Annotated in this window: 19 protein-coding genes and 1 tRNA gene; 11 read left to right on the forward strand and 9 right to left on the reverse strand. The window is 61.8% G+C overall.

The genetic code is table 11. The annotated features are described in order from the left end of the window. Positions 1–83: 83 nt before the first annotated feature. Positions 84–968 carry a mechanosensitive ion channel family protein gene (locus tag ACFRFQ_RS14975; RefSeq protein ID WP_378658858.1) on the reverse strand — a complete coding sequence of 295 codons (885 nt, stop codon included), beginning with the start codon at positions 966–968 and terminating at the stop codon, positions 84–86. A gap of 18 nt (positions 969–986) precedes the next feature. Beyond that, positions 987–2,093 carry a peptide chain release factor 2 gene (prfB, locus tag ACFRFQ_RS14980; RefSeq protein WP_033231132.1) on the reverse strand — a complete coding sequence of 369 codons (1,107 nt, stop codon included), beginning with the start codon at positions 2,091–2,093 and terminating at the stop codon, positions 987–989. Between the two features lie 109 nt (positions 2,094–2,202). Here prfB and ACFRFQ_RS14985 point away from each other — a divergent pair, with 109 nt between their 5' ends. From ACFRFQ_RS14985 to ACFRFQ_RS14995, 3 genes are all read left to right on the forward strand, one after another. Beyond that, a complete protein-coding gene (locus ACFRFQ_RS14985) occupies positions 2,203–2,697 on the forward strand; it encodes a beta-class carbonic anhydrase (protein ID WP_378658862.1) in 495 nt (164 codons plus the stop codon). A gap of 51 nt (positions 2,698–2,748) precedes the next feature. Further along, positions 2,749–3,555, forward strand: coding sequence for a histidinol-phosphatase (gene hisN, locus ACFRFQ_RS14990; RefSeq protein WP_378658865.1), 807 nt, complete (start codon positions 2,749–2,751; stop codon positions 3,553–3,555). A gap of 136 nt (positions 3,556–3,691) precedes the next feature. Beyond that, positions 3,692–5,215 carry a multicopper oxidase family protein gene (locus tag ACFRFQ_RS14995; RefSeq protein ID WP_378658868.1) on the forward strand — a complete coding sequence of 508 codons (1,524 nt, stop codon included), beginning with the start codon at positions 3,692–3,694 and terminating at the stop codon, positions 5,213–5,215. Here ACFRFQ_RS14995 and ACFRFQ_RS15000 read toward each other — a convergent pair. Then, positions 5,209–5,847 (reverse strand): response regulator, encoded by a 639-nt coding sequence (locus ACFRFQ_RS15000; protein WP_378658870.1) that lies wholly within the window; start codon positions 5,845–5,847, stop codon positions 5,209–5,211. The genes ACFRFQ_RS14995 and ACFRFQ_RS15000 overlap by 7 nt on opposite strands. Next, positions 5,844–6,971, reverse strand: coding sequence for a sensor histidine kinase (locus ACFRFQ_RS15005; protein ID WP_378658873.1), 1,128 nt, complete (start codon positions 6,969–6,971; stop codon positions 5,844–5,846). Before ACFRFQ_RS15005 ends, ACFRFQ_RS15000 begins: the two co-directional genes overlap by 4 nt. A 148-nt stretch (positions 6,972–7,119) precedes the next feature. On the opposite strand from ACFRFQ_RS15005, the gene ACFRFQ_RS15010 reads away from it, so the two are divergent. The 3 genes from ACFRFQ_RS15010 (at position 7,120) to ACFRFQ_RS15020 (ending at position 11,480) form a co-directional block, all read left to right on the forward strand. Beyond that, a complete protein-coding gene (locus ACFRFQ_RS15010) occupies positions 7,120–8,535 on the forward strand; it encodes an acyl-CoA dehydrogenase family protein (protein WP_138869291.1) in 1,416 nt (471 codons plus the stop codon). Between the two features lie 27 nt (positions 8,536–8,562). Beyond that, positions 8,563–9,765, forward strand: a complete 1,203-nt coding sequence (locus ACFRFQ_RS15015) for an acyl-CoA dehydrogenase family protein (protein ID WP_378658876.1) — start codon at positions 8,563–8,565, stop codon at positions 9,763–9,765. Positions 9,766–9,854: 89 nt separating this feature from the next. Continuing rightward, entirely contained in the window at positions 9,855–11,480 is a 1,626-nt protein-coding gene (locus tag ACFRFQ_RS15020) for an acyl-CoA synthetase (protein WP_378658878.1), read from the forward strand. A 17-nt stretch (positions 11,481–11,497) separates the two neighbouring features. Here ACFRFQ_RS15020 and ACFRFQ_RS15025 read toward each other — a convergent pair whose 3' ends face one another. From ACFRFQ_RS15025 to ACFRFQ_RS15035, 3 genes are read right to left on the reverse strand one after another with little or no spacing between them, the layout of a single operon-like run. Beyond that, the gene (locus ACFRFQ_RS15025) at positions 11,498–12,832 is read right to left on the reverse strand and encodes an amidohydrolase family protein (RefSeq protein ID WP_378658881.1); all 1,335 of its coding nucleotides are present in this window, start codon (positions 12,830–12,832) and stop codon (positions 11,498–11,500) included. Between the two features lie 51 nt (positions 12,833–12,883). Beyond that, positions 12,884–13,861 carry an isopenicillin N synthase family dioxygenase gene (locus tag ACFRFQ_RS15030; RefSeq protein ID WP_378658884.1) on the reverse strand — a complete coding sequence of 326 codons (978 nt, stop codon included), beginning with the start codon at positions 13,859–13,861 and terminating at the stop codon, positions 12,884–12,886. An 18-nt stretch (positions 13,862–13,879) separates the two neighbouring features. Continuing rightward, complete coding sequence (locus ACFRFQ_RS15035) at positions 13,880–15,055, reverse strand: nitrate ABC transporter substrate-binding protein (RefSeq protein ID WP_378658886.1); 1,176 nt, start codon at positions 15,053–15,055, stop codon at positions 13,880–13,882. A 240-nt stretch (positions 15,056–15,295) separates the two neighbouring features. Here ACFRFQ_RS15035 and ACFRFQ_RS15040 point away from each other — a divergent pair, with 240 nt between their 5' ends. The 4 genes from ACFRFQ_RS15040 (at position 15,296) to ACFRFQ_RS15055 (ending at position 18,660) form a co-directional block, all read left to right on the forward strand. Further along, positions 15,296–16,078 (forward strand): ABC transporter ATP-binding protein, encoded by a 783-nt coding sequence (locus ACFRFQ_RS15040; RefSeq protein WP_378658888.1) that lies wholly within the window; start codon positions 15,296–15,298, stop codon positions 16,076–16,078. Continuing rightward, positions 16,075–16,869, forward strand: coding sequence for an ABC transporter permease (locus ACFRFQ_RS15045; protein ID WP_378658891.1), 795 nt, complete (start codon positions 16,075–16,077; stop codon positions 16,867–16,869). The genes ACFRFQ_RS15040 and ACFRFQ_RS15045 overlap by 4 nt, the downstream gene beginning before the upstream one ends. Positions 16,870–16,904: 35 nt before the next feature. Next, the gene (locus ACFRFQ_RS15050; RefSeq protein ID WP_378658893.1) at positions 16,905–17,951 is read left to right on the forward strand and encodes an isopenicillin N synthase family dioxygenase; all 1,047 of its coding nucleotides are present in this window, start codon (positions 16,905–16,907) and stop codon (positions 17,949–17,951) included. 64 nt (positions 17,952–18,015) lie between these two features. Beyond that, complete coding sequence (locus tag ACFRFQ_RS15055) at positions 18,016–18,660, forward strand: GntR family transcriptional regulator (protein WP_378658896.1); 645 nt, start codon at positions 18,016–18,018, stop codon at positions 18,658–18,660. A gap of 66 nt (positions 18,661–18,726) precedes the next feature. On the opposite strand, the gene ACFRFQ_RS15060 is transcribed toward ACFRFQ_RS15055, so the two are convergent. After that, positions 18,727–18,800, reverse strand: a tRNA-Met gene (locus ACFRFQ_RS15060). Positions 18,801–19,244: 444 nt separating this feature from the next. Here ACFRFQ_RS15060 and ACFRFQ_RS15065 point away from each other — a divergent pair. Continuing rightward, positions 19,245–19,799 carry a transglycosylase family protein gene (locus ACFRFQ_RS15065; protein ID WP_378658898.1) on the forward strand — a complete coding sequence of 185 codons (555 nt, stop codon included), beginning with the start codon at positions 19,245–19,247 and terminating at the stop codon, positions 19,797–19,799. Between the two features lie 130 nt (positions 19,800–19,929). Here the strand turns inward: ACFRFQ_RS15065 and ACFRFQ_RS15070 are convergent, their stop codons facing one another. After that, entirely contained in the window at positions 19,930–22,887 is a 2,958-nt protein-coding gene (locus ACFRFQ_RS15070; protein ID WP_378658901.1) for a UPF0182 family protein, read from the reverse strand. Positions 22,888–22,960: the final 73 nt, after the last annotated feature.

A 22,960-nucleotide genomic window follows, 5' to 3' on the forward strand; every position in this document is an offset into this window, starting at 1 on the left:
CCGCATCCGGCCACCGAACAAACGGGCCGGCATCCAATCGAAGTGAATGATCCGGTCGAGACCGCGCCGGGGTTCCTGCTCGGTCATTCGCTCGCCTCCTCGATATTGCCCGTGTGCAGTCCCGGCGTGACGGTGATTCCTTGACGGCGTAGTGCCGCGGCAACGCGCACACGCAGTGCCCGTCCGACCTGGAACTGCTTGCCCGGTAGCGTGCGCGCCACCATCCGAATGCTGACCTGATCCACTTCGAGGCTTTCGATACCCATTACCGTCGGCTCGTCCAGGAGGAGCTTCTTGAGTCCACGATCAGACATCGCGTCGACGCCGACCTGGCGAAGCACCTCGTTGACCCGGGTGAGGTCGGCTGTCGCCGGAACCGGAACGTCGATGACGGCGCGTGCCCAGTCCTTGGACAGGTTGGTCGCTTTCACGATCTGACCGTTGGGAACGGTAATGACTTCGCCGTCCGCGTTCCGCATTCGCGTGACTCGCAACGTCACGTCTTCGATGACACCTTCGGCGTCGTCGGACGAACCTGTGATCGCGAGGCGCACGGTGTCGCCGAATCCGTATTGGCGTTCGGTGATGATGAAGAATCCCGCCAGGATGTCCTGCACGACGCGCTGCGCACCAAAGCCCAGTGCCGCGCCGAGCACCGTTGCCGGTGCAACCAAACTCCCGATCGGCAGGTTCAGCAGATCGAGAACCTTGAGTGTCGCGATCACGTAGATGAACGTGATGATCACCCACGTGATGACCTGAGCCACGGAATGACGGTGTTTGGTGGCCTCGGATCGGACCAGCGCGTCACCCAGCTGATAGTTGGCATCGATCTGGTCGGTGACCTTGTTGCCGCCCCAACTGACCAGACGGGCAAGGATCATCGCTCCGAGCACGGTCATGAGGACCGACAACCCAGGATTCTGGAGCCAATTGAGCAGGTTCTGCCCAGGTCTGAGAAAAGTCATCGTGCCTTTCGGTTGCCGCTATGCGGACTGGTTCTCGCTCATGCGCCAGCGAATGCCGGCCTCGAGGAAACCGTCGATGTCACCGTCGAGCACTGCGGACGGGTTGTTGACCTCGTATTCGGTGCGCAGATCCTTGACCATCTGGTACGGGTGCAGGACGTAAGAACGCATCTGGTTGCCCCAGGAGCTGCCGCTGTCGCCCTTGAGCGCATCCATCTCGGCGCGCTCTTCCAGACGCTTGACCGCCAGCAGCTTGGCCTGCAGGACGCGCATCGCCGACACCTTGTTCTGGAGCTGCGACTTCTCGTTCTGACACGTCACGACGATGCCCGTCGGGATGTGCGTCAGGCGCACCGCCGAGTCGGTGGTGTTGACGGACTGACCACCGGGACCGGACGAGCGGTAGACATCGACACGGATGTCGTTCTCGTTGATCTCGATGTGGTCGGTGGTCTCGACGACCGGCAGGACCTCGACCTCGGCAAACGACGTCTGGCGACGGCCCTGGTTGTCGAACGGGCTGATCCGGACGAGGCGGTGAGTACCCATCTCGACGGACAAGGTGCCGTAGGTGTACGGCCCCTTGATCGCGAATGTGGCGCTCTTGAGTCCCGCTTCTTCGGCGTACGACGTGTCGTAGACCTCGACGCCGTAATCATGCTTTTCCGCCCAACGGATGTACATGCGCATGAGCATCTCGGCCCAGTCTGCGGCGTCGACTCCGCCGGCGCCGGAGCGGATGTTGATCAGCGCGTCGCGCTCGTCGTACTCACCCGAGAGCATGGTCTTGACTTCCATCGCCGCGATGTCTTCGCGCAGGCTGGCGCGTTCGGCGTCGGCATCAGCGATCGCGTCAGGGCCTTCGTCCTCTGCCAATTCGTACAGAATCGGCATTTCGTCGAGCCTCTCGCGCAGCGCCACGATTCGGCGAAGCTCCGATTGGGCATGCGAGAGCTGGCTGGTTACTTGCTGAGCGTGGTCCTGGTCGTTCCACAAGCCGGGATCGGCAGCCTGATGCTCGAGCTCGTCGATGCGTCGGCGCAGCTCTTCGACGTCCACGACCGACTCGCAGGTGCGAAGGGTGGTGTCGAGCGCGTTCAGGTCTGCAATTACGTCAGGATGCACGGTTCTCAAGGCTACCGGGTGTCCTCCCCTGCAATAACCGCGACTCGAACCAGGACCGGACAAGAACCGAACAAAGACCGAACAAGCACCGAACAAGAAGGGCCTATCGATGACCGTCACCGACGAATACCTGAAGAACAACGCCTCGTATGCCGAGCAATTCTCCGGACCGCTTCCCCTCCCACCGAGCAAGCACGTTGCCGTTCTCGCCTGCATGGATGCGCGTCTGGACGTCTACCGGATGCTCGGCATCAAAGAGGGCGAATCCCACGTCATCCGCAACGCCGGCGGTGTGGTCACCGACGACGAGATTCGGTCGCTTGCCATCAGCCAGCGCCTCCTCGGCACCACCGAGATCATCCTCATCCATCACACGGACTGCGGGATGCTGACATTCACGGACGACGATTTCAAGCGCTCGATCCAGGACGAGATCGGCGTCAAACCGGCCTGGTCACCCGAATCGTTCCCCGACGTGGATGAAGACGTGCGGCAATCGCTACGCCGAATCGAGAGCAGTCCGTTCATCACTGCGACGACCTCCCTGCGTGGATTTGTCTTCGACGTGGCGACCGGAAGGCTGAACGAAGTTCTGCCCGCGTAGGTAGGGCGCGTAGGTAGGGACTGTGCGGGCAAGACGGTAAGTTGTGTTCCCGTGACCGACCTCGCTTCCGACCGCGCTTCCGACCTAGCTTCCGACCTAGCCCTGGCCCTGCGTCTCGCCGACGAGGCCGACGCGATCACTCGCACCCGCTTCGGTGCCCTCGATCTGCGAGTGGACGACAAACCCGACCTCACACCGGTCTCCGACGCCGACCTCGCCGTCGAACGCGCCATGCGAGCGACGCTGTCCGAGGCTCGACCGGGCGACTCGGTGCTGGGTGAAGAGTTCGGCGGCGACGCAGTGTTCGAGGGACGGCAGTGGGTGGTAGATCCGATTGACGGCACCAAGAACTTCGTGCGCAACGTGCCGGTCTGGGCAACCCTGATCAGCTTGCTCGCGGACGGCGTTCCCGTCGTCGGCGTCGTCAGTGCACCCGCCCTGAACCGACGCTGGTGGGCGGCAACAGGTTTGGGCGCCTTCACCTCCTACGACGGCGGCGGCGCCCGAGCGATTCGAGTATCCGCCGTCGACCGCGGCGAGTCGGCGAGCCTGAGCTTCTCGAGCCTGTCCGGCTGGAAGGACCGCGGAATCCGCGATCAGTTCATCGATCTCACCGATCACGTGTGGCGAGTCCGCGGGTACGGAGACTTCTTCTCGTACTGCCTGGTCGCTGAAGGCGCAGTGGACATCGCTGCCGAACCCGAGGTTTCCCTGTGGGACCTCGCCGCCTTGGACGTGTTGATCCGCGAAGCCGGTGGAACCTTTACCGACCTGGACGGCGGGGCCGGCCCGCACGGCGGCAGTGCCGTTGCCACGAACGGCTTGCTGCACGAGGATGTGCTCGCGCGCCTACGGTAGCTAGCCGGGTAACAGAACTCCCCTCTCGCCGCAAGGGCCGTAGGGAGGAACCCCTGCAGGCCCTTCCGGAGGATTCGGCACGGCATCTCGACCCGTTGACTTGGAGTAGTCGATCACGCACTACTTCAGGAGAATGATGAACCGGATTTCCCGGCGCTCGATACTGTTCGGCCTTGCTGCCGCGCCCCTCGGACTTGCGGTGGGCTGCGGCGCCGACTCCGCAGGCGCATTACAGCCTACGGCAACAGCAGGGTCTTCACGTCCGTTACCGATTCCGCCGCTGGCTCCATCGACTGTCGACGACTCCGGGGTCCGCCACTTCACACTCCGCGCCGGTGCCGGAACCACCGAGATCGTCGCGGGAAAACTCACCGACACTTGGGGTTTCAACGGCTCCATCCTGGGACCGACCGTTCGAGCCGCGCGCGGAGAATCTGTGGCATTCACGATCGACAACAGCCTGGCAGAGCCGACGACCGTCCATTGGCACGGCATGCATCTGCCCGCAAGGTTCGACGGTGGCCCGCACCAGACCATCGAAGCCGGCGGACGCTGGGAACCGGCGTGGACTATCGACCAAGCGGCCTCGACGCTCTGGTATCACCCGCACCCGCACGGATCCACCGAACGGCACGTCCAGCGCGGTCTCGCCGGACTGTTCCTGATCGACGACGCCGACACCGATAGCCTGGACATCCCCAAAACCTATGGGGTTGACGATGTTCCGTTGATAATCCAGGATCGCCGATTCCTTGTCGACGGCAGTTTCGACGAGTCCGACCCGACCGACATCGGCCTGCTCGGCGACACGCTCGTCACCAACGGCATCTCCGACGCCTACCTCGACGTCACCACCGGGGCTGTCAGGTTGCGCATCCTGAACGGCTCCTCCGGCCGTCTCTACAACCTGGGGTTCCCCGACGACCGGTCATTCGATTTGATCGCCAGCGACGGCGGACTGCTCGAATCACCGATGCCGACGAAGCGGATTCAACTCAGCCCCGGCGAACGAGCCGAGATCGTGGTTCGCGTCGATCCCGGTGCGACAACCACATTGGTGTCGTTCCCGATCGAGGACGGTGGTGGCGTGTCCTCCTCCGACGCAGAAAACTTCGGCATGAACGACCGCTTCGACATCGTCGAACTTCGGGGAGTCGGCACTCGCGTGTCACGGTCGACCCTGCCGCCGCAGTTGGCCACCCTCTCACGCCTCGACCCGTCGACGGCAAGCGTTTCCCGAACCTTCGATCTGCAGTGGTACATGATCAACGGACAACGAATGGACATGAACCGCATCGACTTCGAGGCCGTGGTCGGAGCCACCGAAGTGTGGACCATCACCAACAAGGACAACTGGCCGCACAACTTCCACGTCCACGACGTGCAATTCCAAGTCCTCGACGTCGACGGCCGAACTCCCCCACCGCACCTGCGCGGCCTCAAGGACACTGTTTACACGCCTCCGGGCAGCAGGATTCGCGTTGCACTGCAGTGGTCCGAATACACTGATCCCACTGTGCCGTACATGTTCCACTGCCACCTGCTGATGCACGAGGATCAGGGCATGATGGGCCAATTCCTCGTCCTCGAACCGGGCCGGAAAGCCGCGCCGATGCAGATGCAGATGCAGATGGACGTGGACATGGACACCGGTCATTGACGGGTCTGCAAGTGGTACACGGCAAGGCGGACCCGATTGTCGCAGCCCGTCTTCGACATCAGGTTTGCCACATGAGTTTTGACCGTCGTCACACCCAAATGCAGCACGTCCCCGATTTCCTGATTGCTCTTCCCTTCCGCGACCAAGGCGAGAACCTGAGATTCACGCTCGGTCAGCGAAACCACCTCTGTCACAGCAGAGCCTGCGGCCGCGCCGATCACCGCTCGATCCACGAGGCGGCGAAGCAGTTCCGGGGAGAACACCATGTCGCCGTCGGCTACCCGGCGAATGGCACCGAGCAACTCGGCGGGTTCAGTGTCCTTGACGAGAAACCCCGAAGCACCGGCAGCAAGCGCGGGATACAGATGATCGTCGTCGTCGAAAGTGGTGAGTACGAGAATGCGTGCGCGCCGCCCGGACTTGACAATCTGCCGGGTGGCGCCGATCCCGTCGAGGCCGGGCATCCTCAGGTCCATCAGGATCACGTCGGGATCCAGTTCAGCAGCAAGCGATACCGCCTCGACGCCGTTCGACGCCTCACCGGATATGGTCATGTCCTCGGCCGCAGTGCACAGCATCCGCAAACCGGCGCGTACGAGTCGCTGGTCGTCGACAACCAACACTGCGATCACGAGTCGCCACCTTCGACTACCAGCGGAATACTCACGTACACTTCCCATCTTCCGTCACCGAGCGCACCGGCGCTCATCTCACCGCCGACCAACTTTGCACGCTCCCGCATTCCGACGAGGCCGTGTCCGGCGCCCTTCACCGATCCACCGAAATTGTTGCTCACCCTGACCTCGACCCGACCGTCCTTGCGACGAACAGTTACCGAGACGGGCACCTTCCTGTCTCCATATTTCAGGACGTTGGTCAGAGATTCCTGAACTACCCGTAACAACGTCAGCCGGCCGATGGCGTCGAGGTCAGCTGCGTCCGACTCGACGTGCGCCTGAACCTGGAAGCCAGCCGCCCGCACACGATCGACCGCGGCCTCGATTTCCGCGCCGACGGCGTCCGGTTCGACCAGAGCAACCTCGCCGAGCGAGGGATCGCGCAATGCGACGAGAAGGCGGCGAATGTCAGTCAGCGCATCCGATGCCGTCGCATGCACGTCGGTAAGGACTTCCCGCACGGCTTCGTCCTGCGGTGCCAATACGTGTTGAGCGACTCCGATTCTCAGGACAATCGACGCCATGTGGTGCGCAACGAGGTCGTGCAGCTCACGGGCCAGCGCGCTCCGTTCCGCAGCACGGGTGTGCGCGAGATTATTCGCGGCCAATTCACGCTGCGAGCGCAGATACAACCCGAGCAGCAGCGGCAAGCCCACGTAGGCAAGCACTTTCACAGCGGTGGTGACCGACCAGAATGCGTCGTGAGATTCGAACCAGATCCCTGCCAGTACGGAACCGCACCACCCGGTTGCCGATACGGCGACCAGTTCCCGGCGCTCGACCCGCATCGTGACATCGACAACGGCTACCGCGCCGAGATACGGCACGAGTTCGGAGAGCCCCCACGCATCGGCGACGAACATCGGAATGGCAAGAGCCGAGATAAGCAGGGAACCAAGAACCGGCCACCGCCGACCCGCCACGAAGACGAGCGCCGACAGCATCGAGACGATCCAATAGCCGACGGGAACCCGATACTCCCCGGGATACGTGCTTGCAATCAGTAGGCACGGGATCAGCACCAACGGCGCGTAACGCACATACCGCTGAATTCGATCTGGCACCGCTGTCCGGTTCACCCGTCGAGCCTATGACGCTCGGGGTCGCGGCACCTCCTCCCCAGGGAGGAGGGGACGTGACTCGCGTCATTTCGAGCGTTTCTCGACAACTGACCTTACTCCTGAGTAAGATAAGGGGGTCCAACGCCCCGACACCGAGAAACCCCTGGTGATCATGACCAAGCAAGACAGTGTGGCCCCGAGCAAGAGCCATGCCACGGCGCACCCTCGAGACACGTCCGCAGTCGGCCTCAACCCCGTCAAACGCGACGCGATGGGTGCTGCCATGCGCGTGCTGACCAAGATCACCGGTTCTGAATTCGCAGACAAGTTCAACCTGCGCCAGACCATCGACCGGGTTACCTACGAGGGCACCAAAACCGGCTTCAAGACTCTCGGCGCCGCTACGCGTGGCTTCAAGAAGGTTGCCGGCAACGACGCTCCCAAGCGACTGCCGGACAACCCCGCCAAGAACGCCGACTACTTCGATCTGACACCCGACGACGATCAGAAGATGATCGTCGAGACCGTGCGCGAGTTTGCGTCGGAAATCCTGCGCACCGCAGCACACGACGCCGACGAGGCTGCCGCCGCTCCCGCCGATCTGACGAAGCGCGCGGCCGAACTCGGGATCACCTTGATCAACGTCCCCGAGGAACTCGACGGCGCCGCATCCGATCGTGGCGCGGTTACCAACTCGCTTGTCGCCGAGGCACTCTCACACGGAGACATGGGTCTGGCACTGCCGATCCTCGCTCCCAGCGGTGTAGCCGTCGCCCTCACTCAGTGGGGCACCGACGCGCAGCAGAAGACGTACCTCCCCGCGTTCACCGGCGAACAGGTTCCCGGCGCCGCGGTGGTAGTCAACGAACCTCGCGCACTGTTCGATCCCTTCGCTCTGCAGACCAAAGCTGTTCGCTCCCCCAGCGGATACCGACTCAACGGTGTCAAGAGCCTGGTACCGGCTGCCGCGACGTCGGAACTTTTTGTCATCGCCGCAGAACTCGACGGTAAGCCGTCGTTCTTCATCGTGGAGTCGGACACCAAAGGCCTTGTCGTCGAAGCTGACCCCAGCATGGGACTGCGGGCCGCATCGCTGGGCCGCTTGATCCTCACCGATGTCTCGGTTCCCGAATCTGCGCTTCTCGGCGACGGCAACGCTGATCAGCGTAAGGCCGAATACGCCGACGCGATCCGCCTCGCCCGCCTCGGTTGGGCGTCGATGGCGGTAGGCACCAGCCAGGCTGTCCTGGACTACGTGATTCCGTACGTGAACGAGCGTGAAGCATTCGGTGAGCCGATCAGCCATCGTCAGGCAGTTGCCTTCATGGTCGCCAACATCGCCATCGAACTGGACGGAATGCGTCTGGTCACGCTACGCGGCGCGTCGCGCGCCGAGCAGGGGTTGTCCTTTGCTCGTGAATCCGCCCTGGCCCGGAAGCTGGCTTCCGAGAAGGGCATGCAGATCGGCCTCGACGGCGTGCAGCTCCTCGGTGGACACGGATTCACCAAGGAACATCCGGTCGAGCGCTGGTACCGCGATCTTCGAGCCATCGGCGTTGCCGAGGGCATTGTCCTCATCTGACGCCGCTGACTTTCCAGGAGAACCACGATGATCAATCTCGAACTTCCCAAGAAGCTCAAAGCATCCGCGAACCAGGCGCATCAGGTCGCAGCTCAGATCTTCCGACCCATCTCACGTAAATACGATCTCGCCGAACACGAATACCCGGTCGAACTCGACACGATGGCCGCCATGGTCGAGGGTCTGTCCGACTCCGGCGGCGACATCGGCGGCGCTGCCGGCGGCCGAGCAGATTCCGGCAAGACCGGCAACGCCAACGGCGGCAACATGTCGGCACTGCTCAACTCCCTCGAAACCTCCTGGGGCGACGTGGGTCTCATGCTCTCGATCCCTTATCAGGGACTCGGTAACGCGGCGATCGCGGCCGTCTCCACCGACGAGCAACTCGAACGGTTCGGCAAGGTATGGGCTTCGATGGCCATCACCGAGCCCGGCTTCGGATCCGACTCGGCAGCGGTCACCACCACAGCTGTTCTGGACGGTGACGAATGGGTTCTCAACGGCGAGAAGATCTTTGTGACCGCGGGTGAGCGTTCCACGCACATCGTCGTCTGGGCGTCAGTTGACAAATCCAAGGGCCGGGCGGCAATCAAGTCATTTGTCGTGCCGCGTGACGCGCCGGGCCTGAGCGTCGCACGCCTCGAGCACAAGCTGGGCATCAAAGCGTCCGATACCGCCGTACTGCTGCTCCAGGACTGCCGAATCCCCGCGGACAATATCCTCGGCAGCGCAGAGGTCAACGTGGAGAAGGGCTTTGCCGGCGTCATGCAGACGTTCGACAACACCCGCCCGTTGGTCGCCGCGATGGCTATCGGCGTCGGCCGCGCTGCCCTCGAAGAACTGCGCACCATCTTGACGGAAGCGGGGGTCGAGATCTCGTACGACACACCGGCTTACAACCAGCACGCGGCAGCCGCCGAGTTCCTACGGATGGAAGCCGATTGGGAAGCTGCCTACCTGCTCGCACTGCGCGCGGCCTGGATGGCAGACAACAAGAAGCCGAACTCCCTCGAAGCATCGATGTCCAAGGCCAAGGCGGGCCGCACAGGCACTGATATCACTCTCAAGGCAGTGGAACTCGCCGGAACGTACGGCTACTCACAGCGTCCGTTGCTCGAGAAGTGGGGTCGCGACTCCAAGATCCTCGACATCTTCGAGGGTACTCAGCAGATTCAGCAACTGATCATCGCTCGTCGTCTGCTGGGAAAGACCTCCGCCGAACTGAAGTAAAATACGGCACCGAGATCGTCGGTGAAAGTCTCGGATTTCGATTAGTCTGAAATCCGGTCCTTTCACCGACGCTCGGAAGAGGTTTACCCATGCCCGGAATGGTCACCAAGATCGCAGACACCATCGGCGCCGTGGGAGTAATGGCTCGAGCAGGACTGATTCCATTTCCCCGCCTCGACAAAGGCCTGAAATCGATTGCCGCCGTGGACAAATACGGACCCTTTGCCGGCCCCGTCCATGCGCATGCAGAAGGCGGTCTCGACGCGGTAGCCATTATCGACGAACGTGGATCCATCACGTACGCCGAACTGGAACGACAGAGCAACGCACTCGTTCGGGCCTGGCAGGAAGACGGCATCACATCCGGTTCTGTCATGGGCGCCATGTGCCGGAACCATCGAGGCCTGGTTCTGACTATGCTCGCGGCAGCCAAGAACGGTACCAAACTTGTCCTCATGAACACGGGATTTGCGCGCCCTCAACTGGTCGACGTCGCGGCCCGTGAAAATGTCGCGGCATTCGTCTACGACGACGAGTTCACCGAAGTCGCCGACGCACTGCCCGCAGCCACCAGGCGATACCGATCCTGGACAGAGCGTGAGAACACCACCATCCGCACCCTCGATGACGTCATTGCGGGTCGAAGCACCTCAGCGGTGCCCGCGCCGGAGCGCAATGGTGGGTTTGTACTTCTGACCAGCGGAACCACCGGAACCCCGAAAGGCGCGCCCCGCAGCCACACGTCACCGTTGGCGTCGGCGCAGTTCCTCGACCGGGTACCACTGCGCCGCGGGCAAACGATGATGATGGCAGCACCTGCGTTCCACGGCACCGGCGTCTCCCAGTTCGCGCTCGCACTCGGGTTGGGACAGACCGTCGTGATGCATCGGAAATTCGACCCCGAGAACACGATCAAGCTTGTGGCGCAACACAAGTGCGACAGCCTTGTCGTGGTTCCGACCATGCTGACCCGCATCATCGATCTCGGCCCCGACGTGCTGTCGAAGTACGATACCTCACATCTGAAGATCATTTTCTCCGCCGGGTCGTCGCTTTCACCCGATCTGTGCAAACGAGTCACGGAGGCATTCGGCTACGTTCTCTACAACCTGTACGGATCCACCGAAGTAGCGGTCGCCACTGTCGCCACACCCGAAGATCTCACCATCGCACCGGGCACCGCCGGCCGGGCGCCCGTCACGTGCCACGTCGAACTGTTCGATGACAGCAACCAGAAAATCAACTCCCCCCACACAATCGGGCGAATCTTCGTCTCGAGCGGCCTCAGCTTCGAGGGGTACACAGACGGCCGCGACAAGGAGCGCATCAACGGACTCCTCTCCACCGGCGACGTCGGGCACTTCGACGCCAACGGTCTGCTGTTCGTCGACGGGCGCGACGACGACATGATCGTCTCCGGCGGCGAAAATGTGTATCCCCTCGAAGTCGAGAACCTACTTGCTGATCACGCGGATGTACTGGAAGCTGCGGTAATCGGTGTGGAGGACGCAGACTTCGGGCACCGGCTGCGCGCGTTTGTCGTCATCGCCCCCGGCGCAGACAAGAACGCCGAGGATCTGAAAACGCACGTTCGTTCCAACTTGGCGCGCTACAAGGTGCCACGTGAAATCCTGTTCATCGACGAACTCCCCCGCAATGCAACGGGAAAGCTGTTGCGCCGCGTGCTGATCGAGATGGACGTCGACGAACACTAGCCTTCACGGTGCGATTGTCACAGCGCCGCGAGTGCACTGATCAACTCCGCCTCGTCTACCCGCGTCGAGTGCCCGTCGCGAATGACAACCTCACCGGCAACCAGAACGGTGTCGACAATCTGCCGGGTGCCGGTCGTGAGAATGGATGCACCCGGATCGCGCACCGGCAGGCATCCGAAGTCTCTCTCGAACCGAATCATGGTGAGATCAGCGGCATCTCCGACCCCCACCCCGCCGGATCGCGGCGGCAAGCCGAGGGCACTGTTGGCGCCACCGGTTGCGATATCGATCATGTCACCGAAACCGAGTAGGTCCGCCCGTGATCGGGTGGCCCGCTGCACGTAGGCACCGGTACGCAGGGTTTCGAGCATATCCTGCGTGTCGTTGCTGGCGGCGCCGTCAACCCCCAGACCCACCGCGAGGCCGGCTTCGAGGAAACTCGGAACCGGCGCAACCCCGCTACCGAGTCGCATATTGCTCACCGGGTTGTACGAGACGCCAACTCCCCTCTCCGCCAGCACTTTTTGGCCGCGATCATCGAGTTCGACACAGTGAACCGCGAGAACCCTATCCCACAGGAAATCATTCGAGTCCAGAAAGTCGACCGCACCCATCCCCGTATGTTCGGTGCACATCATATTGTCGGTCTGAGTCTCGAGAAGATGTATCGATACGGTCAGTCCTCGCGCCTGCGCGAATTCCCGCACTTGCGCCATCCCCTCCGGAGTGAGCGATCGCGGATTCGGCACTGCCACAGCAGCATCGATGCGCAATCCGGCGACATCCCGCATTATCTGATCGGTGTGGGCGAGGACGTCGTCGAGTGGCTGCAAAAGCCTGGGATCGAACCCCCACTTACGCGTCGGGTCCGAGCGATCCCCCACCCCGCGCCCCAGGAGGGCGCGAATCCCGGTGTCCTGCAATCCCCGGATGACGGCGTCGTGTACCTCGCTCGACGGGTGCGGCCACATGTGTTCCACCAAGGTTGTGGTGCCGCTTCGCAGGGCCTCCAGGCTGGCCGCAACTGTTGCGGTATATGCCTTCTCCGGGGTGATCAGCACCGATTCCTCGGCAACGGCCAGGAGCCATTCGAGTAGTGGGGTTCCTTCCGCGATACCTCGCATCAGCGACTGCTGGATGTGCGTGTGGGTGTTGACGAATCCGGGAATCAGGTACGCCCCGGACCCGTCCACCCTCCCGGAGTCTGGGCCGCTTGGAGCCGCGGTACCGCGCGACGCCTCGATCGCGGTGACAATTCCGTCCGTCACAACGACGTCTCGACCTTCGAGCCATTGCCTGCCGCTGTACACAGTGACATCGGTGATGGTGGTGCTGGCCGGTGCGGTACTCATCGTTTTCTCCGTATCTTCGGTCGACATCTTCGGTCGACATCTTCGGTCGACTCAGCGGGCGAAGTTGGCGTTCACACGCTGGTAGATGTAGTCCTCGGCGGTGATCGGCGGATACTTCCCGGCCGGACCTTCGATCACGATGTCCCGGTTGGCCTGCGCGAAGAATGCCAGGCTGTATCGAGGGCCGCGGTAGTCGTCCGGGCCAGGGCTCTTGACGCGATGGAAGTTCGACGGCAGTACATCGTCGCTCCATCGCATCAGCATGTCACCGATGTTGCAGGTGATGGCTTCCTCGGCGGGTTCCACCGACGTCCATTCCTGGGTCTCCATCTCCTTTCCCGGGCACAACTGCAGTCCGCCCTGACCGTCGCGTTGGAAAAGCAACGTCAGGCAGTCGAAATCGGTGTGGGCGCCGGCCCGCCACATTCCCTCGACATCGGCATCCGGAGCAAGCGGGAAGTAGTGCAGCAACCGGAGAGTGCTCTGGTAGCTGGCGAGAGACGGATCGTGAGCCTTCGTGAAGAAGTCGCGCTCGAATCCGAGTTTGTCAGCGAAGCACGACAGCAGTGCCATCGCGACGCCCCAGCATCGTGACTCGAAGTCGAGAATAGTTTCGCGGAAACCCGCGAGTTCCTCGTCCGTGGGCCACAGGTCACCCATGTGGGGCCGAGTTACCTGGTAGGACTCCTTCTGGTCGGGCGTCCCGATCGACGGCCGCACTTGCGACATGCTCTCCCAGCCGGAATTGAATCCCTTCTTCAGCGGATATTGGGCCTTAACCTCGCTTTGCAGCGCAAAGAAGTTCTCGGTCGCGGCAAACGCCTTGCGCACCTCACCGATGTCGATTCCGTGGTTGATTACCTGAAAGAATCCGATATCCGTTGCAGCCGACCATAACTCGTCGGCTATTTCACTTCGACGGTTCTCGAAATCGGAGAGATCGATCCGACGCACTTCGCGGTCGGTTGTTTCGGTACCGAGGCCGCCCATACGGCTCTCGCGGTTGAGTTCTGTCATCTCGTACGTCATGATTTTCCAGGCTCCTGATCAGCGGATTCCGATGGACGGATTGGTGAACTGGTTGGTGTAGATCTGCTGCGCAGTCAGTGAATCCGGAATCGCGGCACCGCCTGCCACCAGGACAGGCGTCAGGTCGGCAACGTTTCGGGCGACTCGGGCCATGTCATAGGTTCCCACCGAACCGTCGGCCTCGTTTGCAATCAATCCTTCGTCCTTCAACATCTGAGCACTGAAGGCAGCTTCGCCTGCGGTGTAGGGGCTGAACGAAATATCCTGCGAGACAACGTCGACGATCGTGGCATTTGCCGCGCCCGGATCGCTGATGTAGTCGGCGCTCGCCTGCTGGATGATCGGTACCAATTTGGTCAGGCACGACGAGAGCGCTTCTACCTTGTCGGCGCGGACCGACACGTTGGACGCATAGATATCGAAGCCCGAATCCTTCAGCAGATCAAAGGAAACCGGCTTGTCCCAGGCCGGGGTCTCGTTCTCGTAGGTATACGGTTCGGAATTCGCGAACCCCTGCTGCGCAATGGTCGGGTCGCCGACGAAACGCGACGGTGCGCCGTCGTAACTCGTGTCGAGTTGCGACTGCTTCAACAACCCCTTCGCAACCAGCCACTGCGGAAACAACTGTTCCTTCGAGACCACGACGCTAGCATCGGTTTTCCCGATATCGGCAACACTCTTCCACTCGGGGTGCGACGCAGGGTCCCACATCACGATTGCCGGACTGTACTTGAGCAGTGGGGTCACCGCCATGACAGGCTGACTTGCCGACGCCGCGATCACCTGGTCACCATGGACGAGCCCCAACGTGATCGAATCGTCCACGTACATCTGAGAACTGACGGACTGAAACCCGATCGCGGGGCCACCGGCCCGAAGTGTGAGATCGACGCCGGTATCCTTGCCGCCCGCGACCAGAGTGCCGCTGACCGACTTGTCGTCGGTATCGACGGTATATCCCGGCCCGAGCATCTCGAACAGCGCACCCATGTCCGACTGGGGCTGCCATTGCAGCTGCACTACAACGTTTTCCGGACATACGCCGGCAAGTGTCTGTGCCTCCGCTGCCAACTCGAGTGCCTCCGACGTAACTGCCGTGTCGGCGTCACTCGAACTACATGCACTCAATCCGAATGCAGCAATCAGCGCGACGGCGATGCTGGCGGTTCCCACAGTTGTGCGATTGGGGCTCACGGCGTTCTCCTCGAATGAAGTGACTCTGACATGCAGATTGTGGATGAGCAGAGTCTGTAGCACTTCGATTACATGCAGATGCCGCTTTGTTTCTCGCAGGTTAAACATCAGCGATAACCAATTCACCTGCGATGTCACAGTCAATTAACACTGAGAAATCCGCACGACATACATGCAATCCAAACTCGAACACAGCAGAACACAGATATTTTGCATGCATCACACGATCCGGAGGCACGGATGAAACTCGCAAACACGATGCAGGACACCGACGCACGCAGACTGACCACGTCCATGCAGATGGCCTTCACCGATGTCGTGAAGAAGTTCGACACCGGCACGGTGGCACTGGACGGCATCAACCTCGATGTGCGTCGTGGCGACTTCGTAGCCGTGGTCGGCCCGTCCGGCTGCGGAAAGTCGACGCTGTTGCGCATGGCAGCCGGCCTCGAGCGCCCCACCAGTGGATCCGTTGCACTCGACACCGAGTCGGTTGGCTTCATCTTCCAGGAACCGACCCTGTTGCCGTGGCGAACAGTGCAATCCAATGTCGAGTTGTCGGCCGAGTTGGGCGGTGTATCCAAAGCCCTCCGTCGTGAACGCGGCACCGATGCCATCAATGCAGTCGGCCTGCGCGACTTCTCGGGGCAATTGCCCAATGCACTGTCCGGTGGCATGAAGATGCGAGTGTCGCTCGCTCGGGCTCTGACCCTGGCTCCGGAGGTCATGCTCCTGGACGAGCCGTTCGGCGCTCTCGACGAAATGACTCGCCTCGACATGCAGGTCGAACTTCAACGGCTTTACGCGGACAAGGGATTCACCGCTATGTTCATCACGCATTCGGTGTCCGAGGCGGTGTACCTCGCCAACAAGGTTGTCATCATGACCGCGCGACCTGGTCGCATCCATTCTGTTGTCGACATCGACTTTCCCTACCCACGCAACCCGGAACTGCGGTACGACGCCCGTTTCACCGAATACGTCGCCGAAATTTCGGCCAGTCTGCACGGGAGCATCCGATGACCGAAGCACTTGCACTTCGTCGGGACATGATTGTGTTTCCCCTTCTCTCATTGGCCGGCGCCCTCGCGCTCTGGTCGATAGTGAGCAACCTGGTCCTCTCCCCCGAACGCCAGTTCATGCTGCCGCCACCGAGTCGAGTGCTCACGCAGTCGCTACTCGACTGGAAACACTTGGGCCCGATGCTCGAAGCTCTGGCCGTCACTGCGCAGGTCGCGGCTGTAGGCTTTGTCGTCGCGGTTGCGATCGGCGTCGGAACCGGTGTGCTGATGAGTCAGGCCAAGTGGATCGAACGGATCGTCTACCCGTATGCCGTTGTGCTTCAAGTTATTCCCATTCTCGCGATCGTCCCGTTGATCGGCCTGTGGTTCGGCTACGGCATGACTGCCCGCACCTTGGTGTGTGTACTGATCGCGGCGTTCCCCATCATCACCAACACCCACTTCGGTTTGCAGTCCGTCGACCGGGGACTGCACGAACTCTTCACTCTCGGACGCGCATCCCGCTGGGATCGGCTGGTGAAGCTCGAACTGCGAGCTGCGATGCCTGCCATTCTGACCGGCATTCGCACCGCGTCCGGACTTGTCGTTGTCGGCGCCATTATCGGCGACATGTTCTTTGCGAAAGGACAGCCGGGCATCGGCACCCTTCTCGACGTCTACCGCAGCCGACTCCAGTCCGAGGATCTGATCGGCGCAATCGTCATCGCATCGCTTTTCGGCGTTCTGGTCTTCTCCGTCTTCGGATACCTCTCCCGTGTGCTGGTCGGTAAGTGGCACACGTCGGGCCGCTGATCGACTTGCTCTTTACTTGAAAAGGACCTACTGACATGAGCTTCGAGATTCCCACCATCGACATCAGCCCCTACGTCGCGAACTCGCCGGACGAGCGCCACCACGCCGCCTGCGCTGCCGTCGCTACCGAACTGGACCGGGCTTGCCGCGAGGTCGGCTTCATTCAGATTGTGGGACACGGCATTCCGCGCGAGTCGATCGACGGACTGGCCTGTGCGCTGGACGAGTTCTTCGACCTGCCGTTGAACGTGAAGAAGACATACACTCGCTCGTCGTCCGAGAATCGCGGTTATTCGCCGCCGAAATCGGAGTCGTTGAGCATGAGCCTCGGCGTCGCGTCCGCAAACATGATGAACGACTTCTACGAAGCCGTTGTCGTCGGAACCGAGGTTGCCGACTATCCAGGACTGGGTCTCCCCGAATCCAGCTACGCCGCCAACACCTGGCCGGACGCCGCACCCGGGTTCCGACCGGCCGTCGAGCACTACTTCTCCCAAGCCCAGACTTTGGCCACAATCCTGATGCGCGCCTTCACCGATGCGTTGGATTTGGAGAAGGGATACTTCGACTCCATGCTCGACCATTCGATCAATGCGTTGAAGATGAACAACTACGCGCTCGAAGAAGGCGACATCGATGTCGCCGGCGACATGACCGGCATGGGCGCACACACCGACTTCGGAATTCTGACCATTCTGTGGGCCGATCAGGTTCCCGGCCTTCAGATTTTGGGCGCCGACAATCTCTGGCACGACGCCCAACCCGCGGACAACGCACTGCTGATCAATCTCGGCGACGCGATGGCTCGATGGACCAACGACCGCTGGCGGTCCACGATTCACCGCGTGGATCCGCCGATCGTCGGCGGCCGGATCATCAGACGGCGTTCTGCCGCATTCTTTTTCGACGGCAACTACGACGCCGTTATCGAGGCGCTGCCGGGAACACTGGCGCCCGGTGAGGTCGGATATCCGCCGATCACGATTGCCGAGAACATCGCGGCAAAGGTCGCAGGATTGAAGGGTGGGATCGCCCCGGGTGGGGACTTGCGAGAAGCCGAACGGGTGCGAGCGGCCGGGTAATGTCAGCACCGTGCAAGGGGACCGCGATAACCATGACCAGCGAATCTATGACCAGCGAGAAATCATGACCACAACCGAACGTGCACCACTGACCGAATCGGTGCACGAGAGTCTCCGAGAGCTCATCTTCTCCGGCGAACTTGCTCCGGGTACGCCGCTGAGTGTCCCCGCGCTCGCAACCAAACTGAATGTCAGTAGAACACCGGTTCGTGAGGCCGTGCAGCAGTTGATCTACGAGGGCATCGCGGTGCATACCCGCAACGCCGGTGCGAGGGTCGAATCACTCGATGCGGACTCGCTGCGCGCGGTGTTCGAGGTCCGGGAAGTCTTGGACGGCCTGGCCGCATTCAGCGCCACAACGCGCGCAACGCACGACGTCGTCTCACAACTGAACACGATGGTCGAGGAGCAACGCGAATTGCTGGTCGCCGCTCCGGATCGGCGACGCGATTCCGCATTGGATCTCGAGTTTCACAATCTGATTCGAGAGACAGCGGCCAATGTCCCACTCAGCGAGGCTCTGCACCGTCTGGATGGTCAGTCGCACTTGTTTCGGACGGATATGTGGGGTTCGGATCTGAACCGGCGCCTCGCCGTAGCCGAGCATGCGCGGATCGTCTCGGCCATCGAGACCGGTGACGCGATTGGTGCCCGCGCCGCGGCGAGCGCTCACGTCGCCGGACTACTCGTCCGTACAACGCGCTGCTGACCCACCACACACACCGACAAAAAAGAACCGCCGCACTGGATTCCAGTGCGGCGGTTCCTTCTTTAGTAGCGGGGACAGGATTTGAACCTGCGACCTCTGGGTTATGAGCCCAGCGAGCTACCGAGCTGCTCCACCCCGCGATGCATTGATAAAACTACACGAGCCGGTGAACAGATTGCAAATCGCCTGCGCCAGAGTCACATCCAGGCCTCGGACCACGATTTTTCGTGACCGGCTTCACATTTTGCCCGTGACCATCAACACATAACGAGTATGTAACGGCGCCGCTTCGAATCCGCATCGGTGGGAGTTGACCTGGCGATTGTCCGAAAAATCCCGACCCGTACCGAACAGTTCGCTCGTAAAACTGTGAAGTGAACCTTGAAAGCAACTGCCGTACGGTCGATCCCGGCCCGAATCAACCGGGCGAACGCCGACCCGCCGCTGCTTGACTCTGCCCCGCGGGATCGGAACCCCCGAAACCTTCGAGGGGCAGAGACACGGAGAGACAAGCGCCCGGGACGAACGCACCACCTCGACCCGCAGGCCCGCCGTTGTCAGCGAGCGCGGAGAGGATTTACCCCATGTCTTACACCAGCATCAGCAAGCGTGCAGTAGGCACATTGGCCGTCGCCGGCGCCCTCGTTGCAGTGCCCCTCACCATCTCCGCCGGCACCGCATCCGCAGCCACCCACAACTGGGACGGCGTCGCAGCGTGCGAGAGCGGCGGAAACTGGAACATCAACACCGGAAACGGCTACTACGGCGGCCTGCAGTTCTCGCAGAGCACCTGGACCGCCAACGGTGGCTCCGGCTCCCCCGCAAACGCGTCGAAGGAAGAGCAGATCCGCGTTGCCGAGAACACCCTGCAGTCCCAGGGCCCCGGCGCATGGCCCAGCTGCGGCAGGCACCTGACCGTCGCGTCCGAGGAGCAGGCTCCGGCACCGGCACCGGCCCCCGAAGCAGCACCGGCCGTCGCCGAAGCACCCATCGCCGCATTCCAGATCCCGGCCGAGTACAAGCCAGCCGCACAGCAGGCCTACGACTCCGCTCGCGGACTTGCCGACCAGTACGGTTTCGGCGCGCAGTTCCAGCAGCTCGCCGACACCAACCCGCAGGTGCTCGCAGCACTTCGCTGACACCGATCACGCACAAACACGCGCACACAAACACGCGCACACAAACACACGTACACAAAATCGAAGGCCCACCATCCGATTGGATGGTGGGCCTTCGAGTTCTGCTACAAAACCTTACTTCGGCAGAACCTTACTTCGGCAGCGCCTGGTAGGCGTCAACAGCCTTCTGCAGACGATCCAACGCCGCACCGTACGCAGCGAAGTCGCCACTCTGCTGGGTAGCTCGCAGATTGGTCAATGCCGCATCGAGCTCCGCGACCACTGCCGCGGTGTCCGTCGGAGCCGGGGCCGGAGCACCGGGCGTCGGAGTGGTATCCGTGCTGGTATCCGGAGTCGGCGCTGTCTCCGCCGTTCCGCCCGGAGCCGTTGCCACCCCGGCAGCACCGCCGTTGTCGAAGATCTGACCGAGAGCCTCGGCCAGCGTCGACGCGTAGCCGACCCGGACACGTCCGGACACACCCGGTTCCTGGTAACTCGCCAGGACACGAGAGAGCTGCGGGAACGACGTACTGGCATTACTGCGTTCGGTGTACATCGGCTCGACGTAGAGAATGCCGCCCTTTGCGATCGGCAACGCCAACTGGTTGCCGTATCGAATCGTGTTGGTTCTCTCGAGGATCGATTTCTCCGAACCCACTCGCGGATCCGAGATCATCGAGTTCTGAGACTGCGACGGACCCTGCGTCTGTTTGTCCGTCGGCAACTGCAAGACTGTGATCTTGCCGTAGTTCTTCGGATCCGAATCCACCGAAATGTGGGCCGAGAGGAACTCACGACGGAAGCCGACCATCGGGCTGATGAGTCGGAACGACGGCTCACCGGTCTCCTGATCGCCGACCATCACATAGAACGGCGGCTCGTTCTGGTTGGAACCTTCGACCGTCGGCTCGTTGGGCACCGACCAGAACGCGTTGTTGGTGAAGAATTCGGTCGGGTTGTCGACGTGGTACTTCGCCAACATTTCGCGCTGGACCTTGAACAGATCCTCCGGGTAACGGAAGTGCGCACGCAGGTCGTCGGAGATCGCGCTCTGCGGCTGGACGGTGTTCGGGAACACACCCTTCCAGGCGTTGAGGACAGGATCGTTGTCGTCGACCTGGTACAGCGTGACCGTGCCGTCGTAGGCGTCGACGGTGGCCTTCACCGAGTTACGGATGTACGACACCTCCTTCTTCGGGAGGAGTCGGCCTGTGGTGGCGTCGACGCTGTCGGCCACCAAGCCCTCGAGCGAACTACGCTGCGCGTACGGGTAGTTCTCGAGCGTTGTGTACGCATCGACGATCCAGACGATCTTGCCGTCCACGGCTGCCGGGTAGGCGTCGCCGTCCATCGTCAACCACGGAGCGACCTGGCCGACGCGATCGCGCGGGTCACGGTTGTAGATGATCTTCGAATCGGAGCCGACCGCACCCGAGAACAGGATGTTGCGCTCGGTGTACTTGGCAGCAAACGCCAACCGGTTGAACCAGTTTCCGATATCGACACCACCGGATCCGGTGTACGTGTACTTGGTCTGCTCGGTGTCGTACTCACGTGGCTCGGAACCGCTGGCCCCGCCGACGATCGCGTAGTCCGCGGCGCCCTGAGCGATGACCTCACCGTAGTAGACACGCGGCTGGTCGACCGGGATGACCTGGGTACCCGCAGCCAACGACGCGATGTCACTGACCGTGTAGATCGGGTAACCCGCGTTGTTGTTGGCTGCTTCCTTGGTCGGATCGAGGACCGGAGCGGTGATCCTGTTGGCCGGTGCTGCCACCAGGCCGTCACCGTGCGTGTAGACGGTGTGCTTGTTGATCCAGTCCGTCTGGTTACCTTGCAGGTTGTTCGGCGAGAGTTCACGCGCCGCGACAATGTAGTCCTGCATTTCGCCGGCGACCTCGTAGCGGTCGATATCGAGCGACGGCGGGAAGCCGTAGAAGTTCTGACGCTGCTGCTGCTGCGTGAACGTGGGCGAAAGAATGTTGGGATCGAGCAAGCGCGCGTTTGCAATGGTCGTGACATCGGCCGGAACGTCGCGCGGAATGGCGGTGCCGTCACCCGAGTACGGCTGATAGGTCACCTTGTCGTCGGTGATGCCGTACGCCTGCCTGGTGGCCGCGATATTTCGCTCGATGTATGTGCTTTCCTTGTCGGCAGCGTTCGGCTTGACCGAGAACTGTTCGACGATCATCGGCCACACGGCACCGACGAGAACCGACGACAGCACGAGCAGAGCAACAGCCATGGCCGGAATCCGGAGATCCCGCGTGAAGATGGCCGCGAAAAACGCCAGGGCACAGATCACTGCGATCGACAGCAGGATCAGCTTGGCCGGCAGCACCGCATTGATGTCGGTGTAACCGGGGCCGGTGAACGTGGGCTCCTTACGATCACTCGAGAGCAGCGAGTACCGGTCGAACCAGTACGCCACTGCCTTGAGCAGAACGAAAGTTCCTGCCAAGACTGCCAATTGGATACGAGCAGCCGACGTGAACGTTCCCCCACGGCCGGCGAGTTTGATGCCGCCGAAGATGTAGTGCGTGAGAAGGTTCGCCACGAATGCCAGGAGAACCGCGACGAACAGCCAGTTCAGCACGAAGCGGTAGAACGGCAGATCGAACGTGTAGAAACCGACGTCGAGGTTGAACTGCGGATCGGTGATCCCGAACGAACCGCCGTTGAAGAACAACTGGATCGTGACCCAGTTGGCCTGCGCGATCAACCCGGACAGCAATCCGATCGCGATCGGGACGATCACACCGAACAGACGCAGACGCGACATGACGGTGGTGCGGTAGCGCGCGATCGGATCATTCGGTCCCGATACCGGAACGAAGACCGGACGCGAGCGGTACGCGAGCATCATCGCCAACCACACGATGGCACCGACTACAACACCCACGACGAGGAAGAGCAGCGCCCGGGTGAGCAGAACCTTGGTGAAAACGCCTCGGAAATTGACCTCGCCGAACCACAGCCAATCGGTGTACATGCTGATCAGCCGGGGACCGATCAGCAGGAGGACCGCAACAATTACGGCTACCCCCAACAGAATTCGACTGCGTCTGGACAGAGAGGGTAAACCTGCGGGGGGCCGCATGCCCACGTGCCACGCTCCAAGATTCGGCGACGCCGAGACGTCGCAACCGAGTGCATCGATCAGTGCAGCCAGGTCCGAG

The organism is Rhodococcus sp. NPDC056743, from assembly GCF_042790355.1.
In the GTDB taxonomy this organism is placed as follows: domain Bacteria; phylum Actinomycetota; class Actinomycetes; order Mycobacteriales; family Mycobacteriaceae; genus Rhodococcus_F.

What these genes read in the sequence shown, in the direction of transcription:
- ACFRFQ_RS14975 (WP_378658858.1), bottom strand. Translation starts at nt 968, where the DNA reads ATGACTTTTCTCAGACCTGGGCAGAACCTGCTCAATTGGCTCCAGAAT.
- ACFRFQ_RS14985 (WP_378658862.1), top strand. Translation starts at nt 2,203, where the DNA reads ATGACCGTCACCGACGAATACCTGAAGAACAACGCCTCGTATGCCGAG.
- ACFRFQ_RS14995 (WP_378658868.1), top strand. Translation starts at nt 3,692, where the DNA reads ATGAACCGGATTTCCCGGCGCTCGATACTGTTCGGCCTTGCTGCCGCG.
- ACFRFQ_RS15015 (WP_378658876.1), top strand. Translation starts at nt 8,563, where the DNA reads ATGATCAATCTCGAACTTCCCAAGAAGCTCAAAGCATCCGCGAACCAG.
- ACFRFQ_RS15020 (WP_378658878.1), top strand. Translation starts at nt 9,855, where the DNA reads ATGCCCGGAATGGTCACCAAGATCGCAGACACCATCGGCGCCGTGGGA.
- ACFRFQ_RS15025 (WP_378658881.1), bottom strand. Translation starts at nt 12,832, where the DNA reads ATGAGTACCGCACCGGCCAGCACCACCATCACCGATGTCACTGTGTAC.
- ACFRFQ_RS15030 (WP_378658884.1), bottom strand. Translation starts at nt 13,861, where the DNA reads ATGACGTACGAGATGACAGAACTCAACCGCGAGAGCCGTATGGGCGGC.
- ACFRFQ_RS15040 (WP_378658888.1), top strand. Translation starts at nt 15,296, where the DNA reads ATGAAACTCGCAAACACGATGCAGGACACCGACGCACGCAGACTGACC.
- ACFRFQ_RS15045 (WP_378658891.1), top strand. Translation starts at nt 16,075, where the DNA reads ATGACCGAAGCACTTGCACTTCGTCGGGACATGATTGTGTTTCCCCTT.
- ACFRFQ_RS15050 (WP_378658893.1), top strand. Translation starts at nt 16,905, where the DNA reads ATGAGCTTCGAGATTCCCACCATCGACATCAGCCCCTACGTCGCGAAC.
- ACFRFQ_RS15055 (WP_378658896.1), top strand. Translation starts at nt 18,016, where the DNA reads ATGACCACAACCGAACGTGCACCACTGACCGAATCGGTGCACGAGAGT.
- ACFRFQ_RS15065 (WP_378658898.1), top strand. Translation starts at nt 19,245, where the DNA reads ATGTCTTACACCAGCATCAGCAAGCGTGCAGTAGGCACATTGGCCGTC.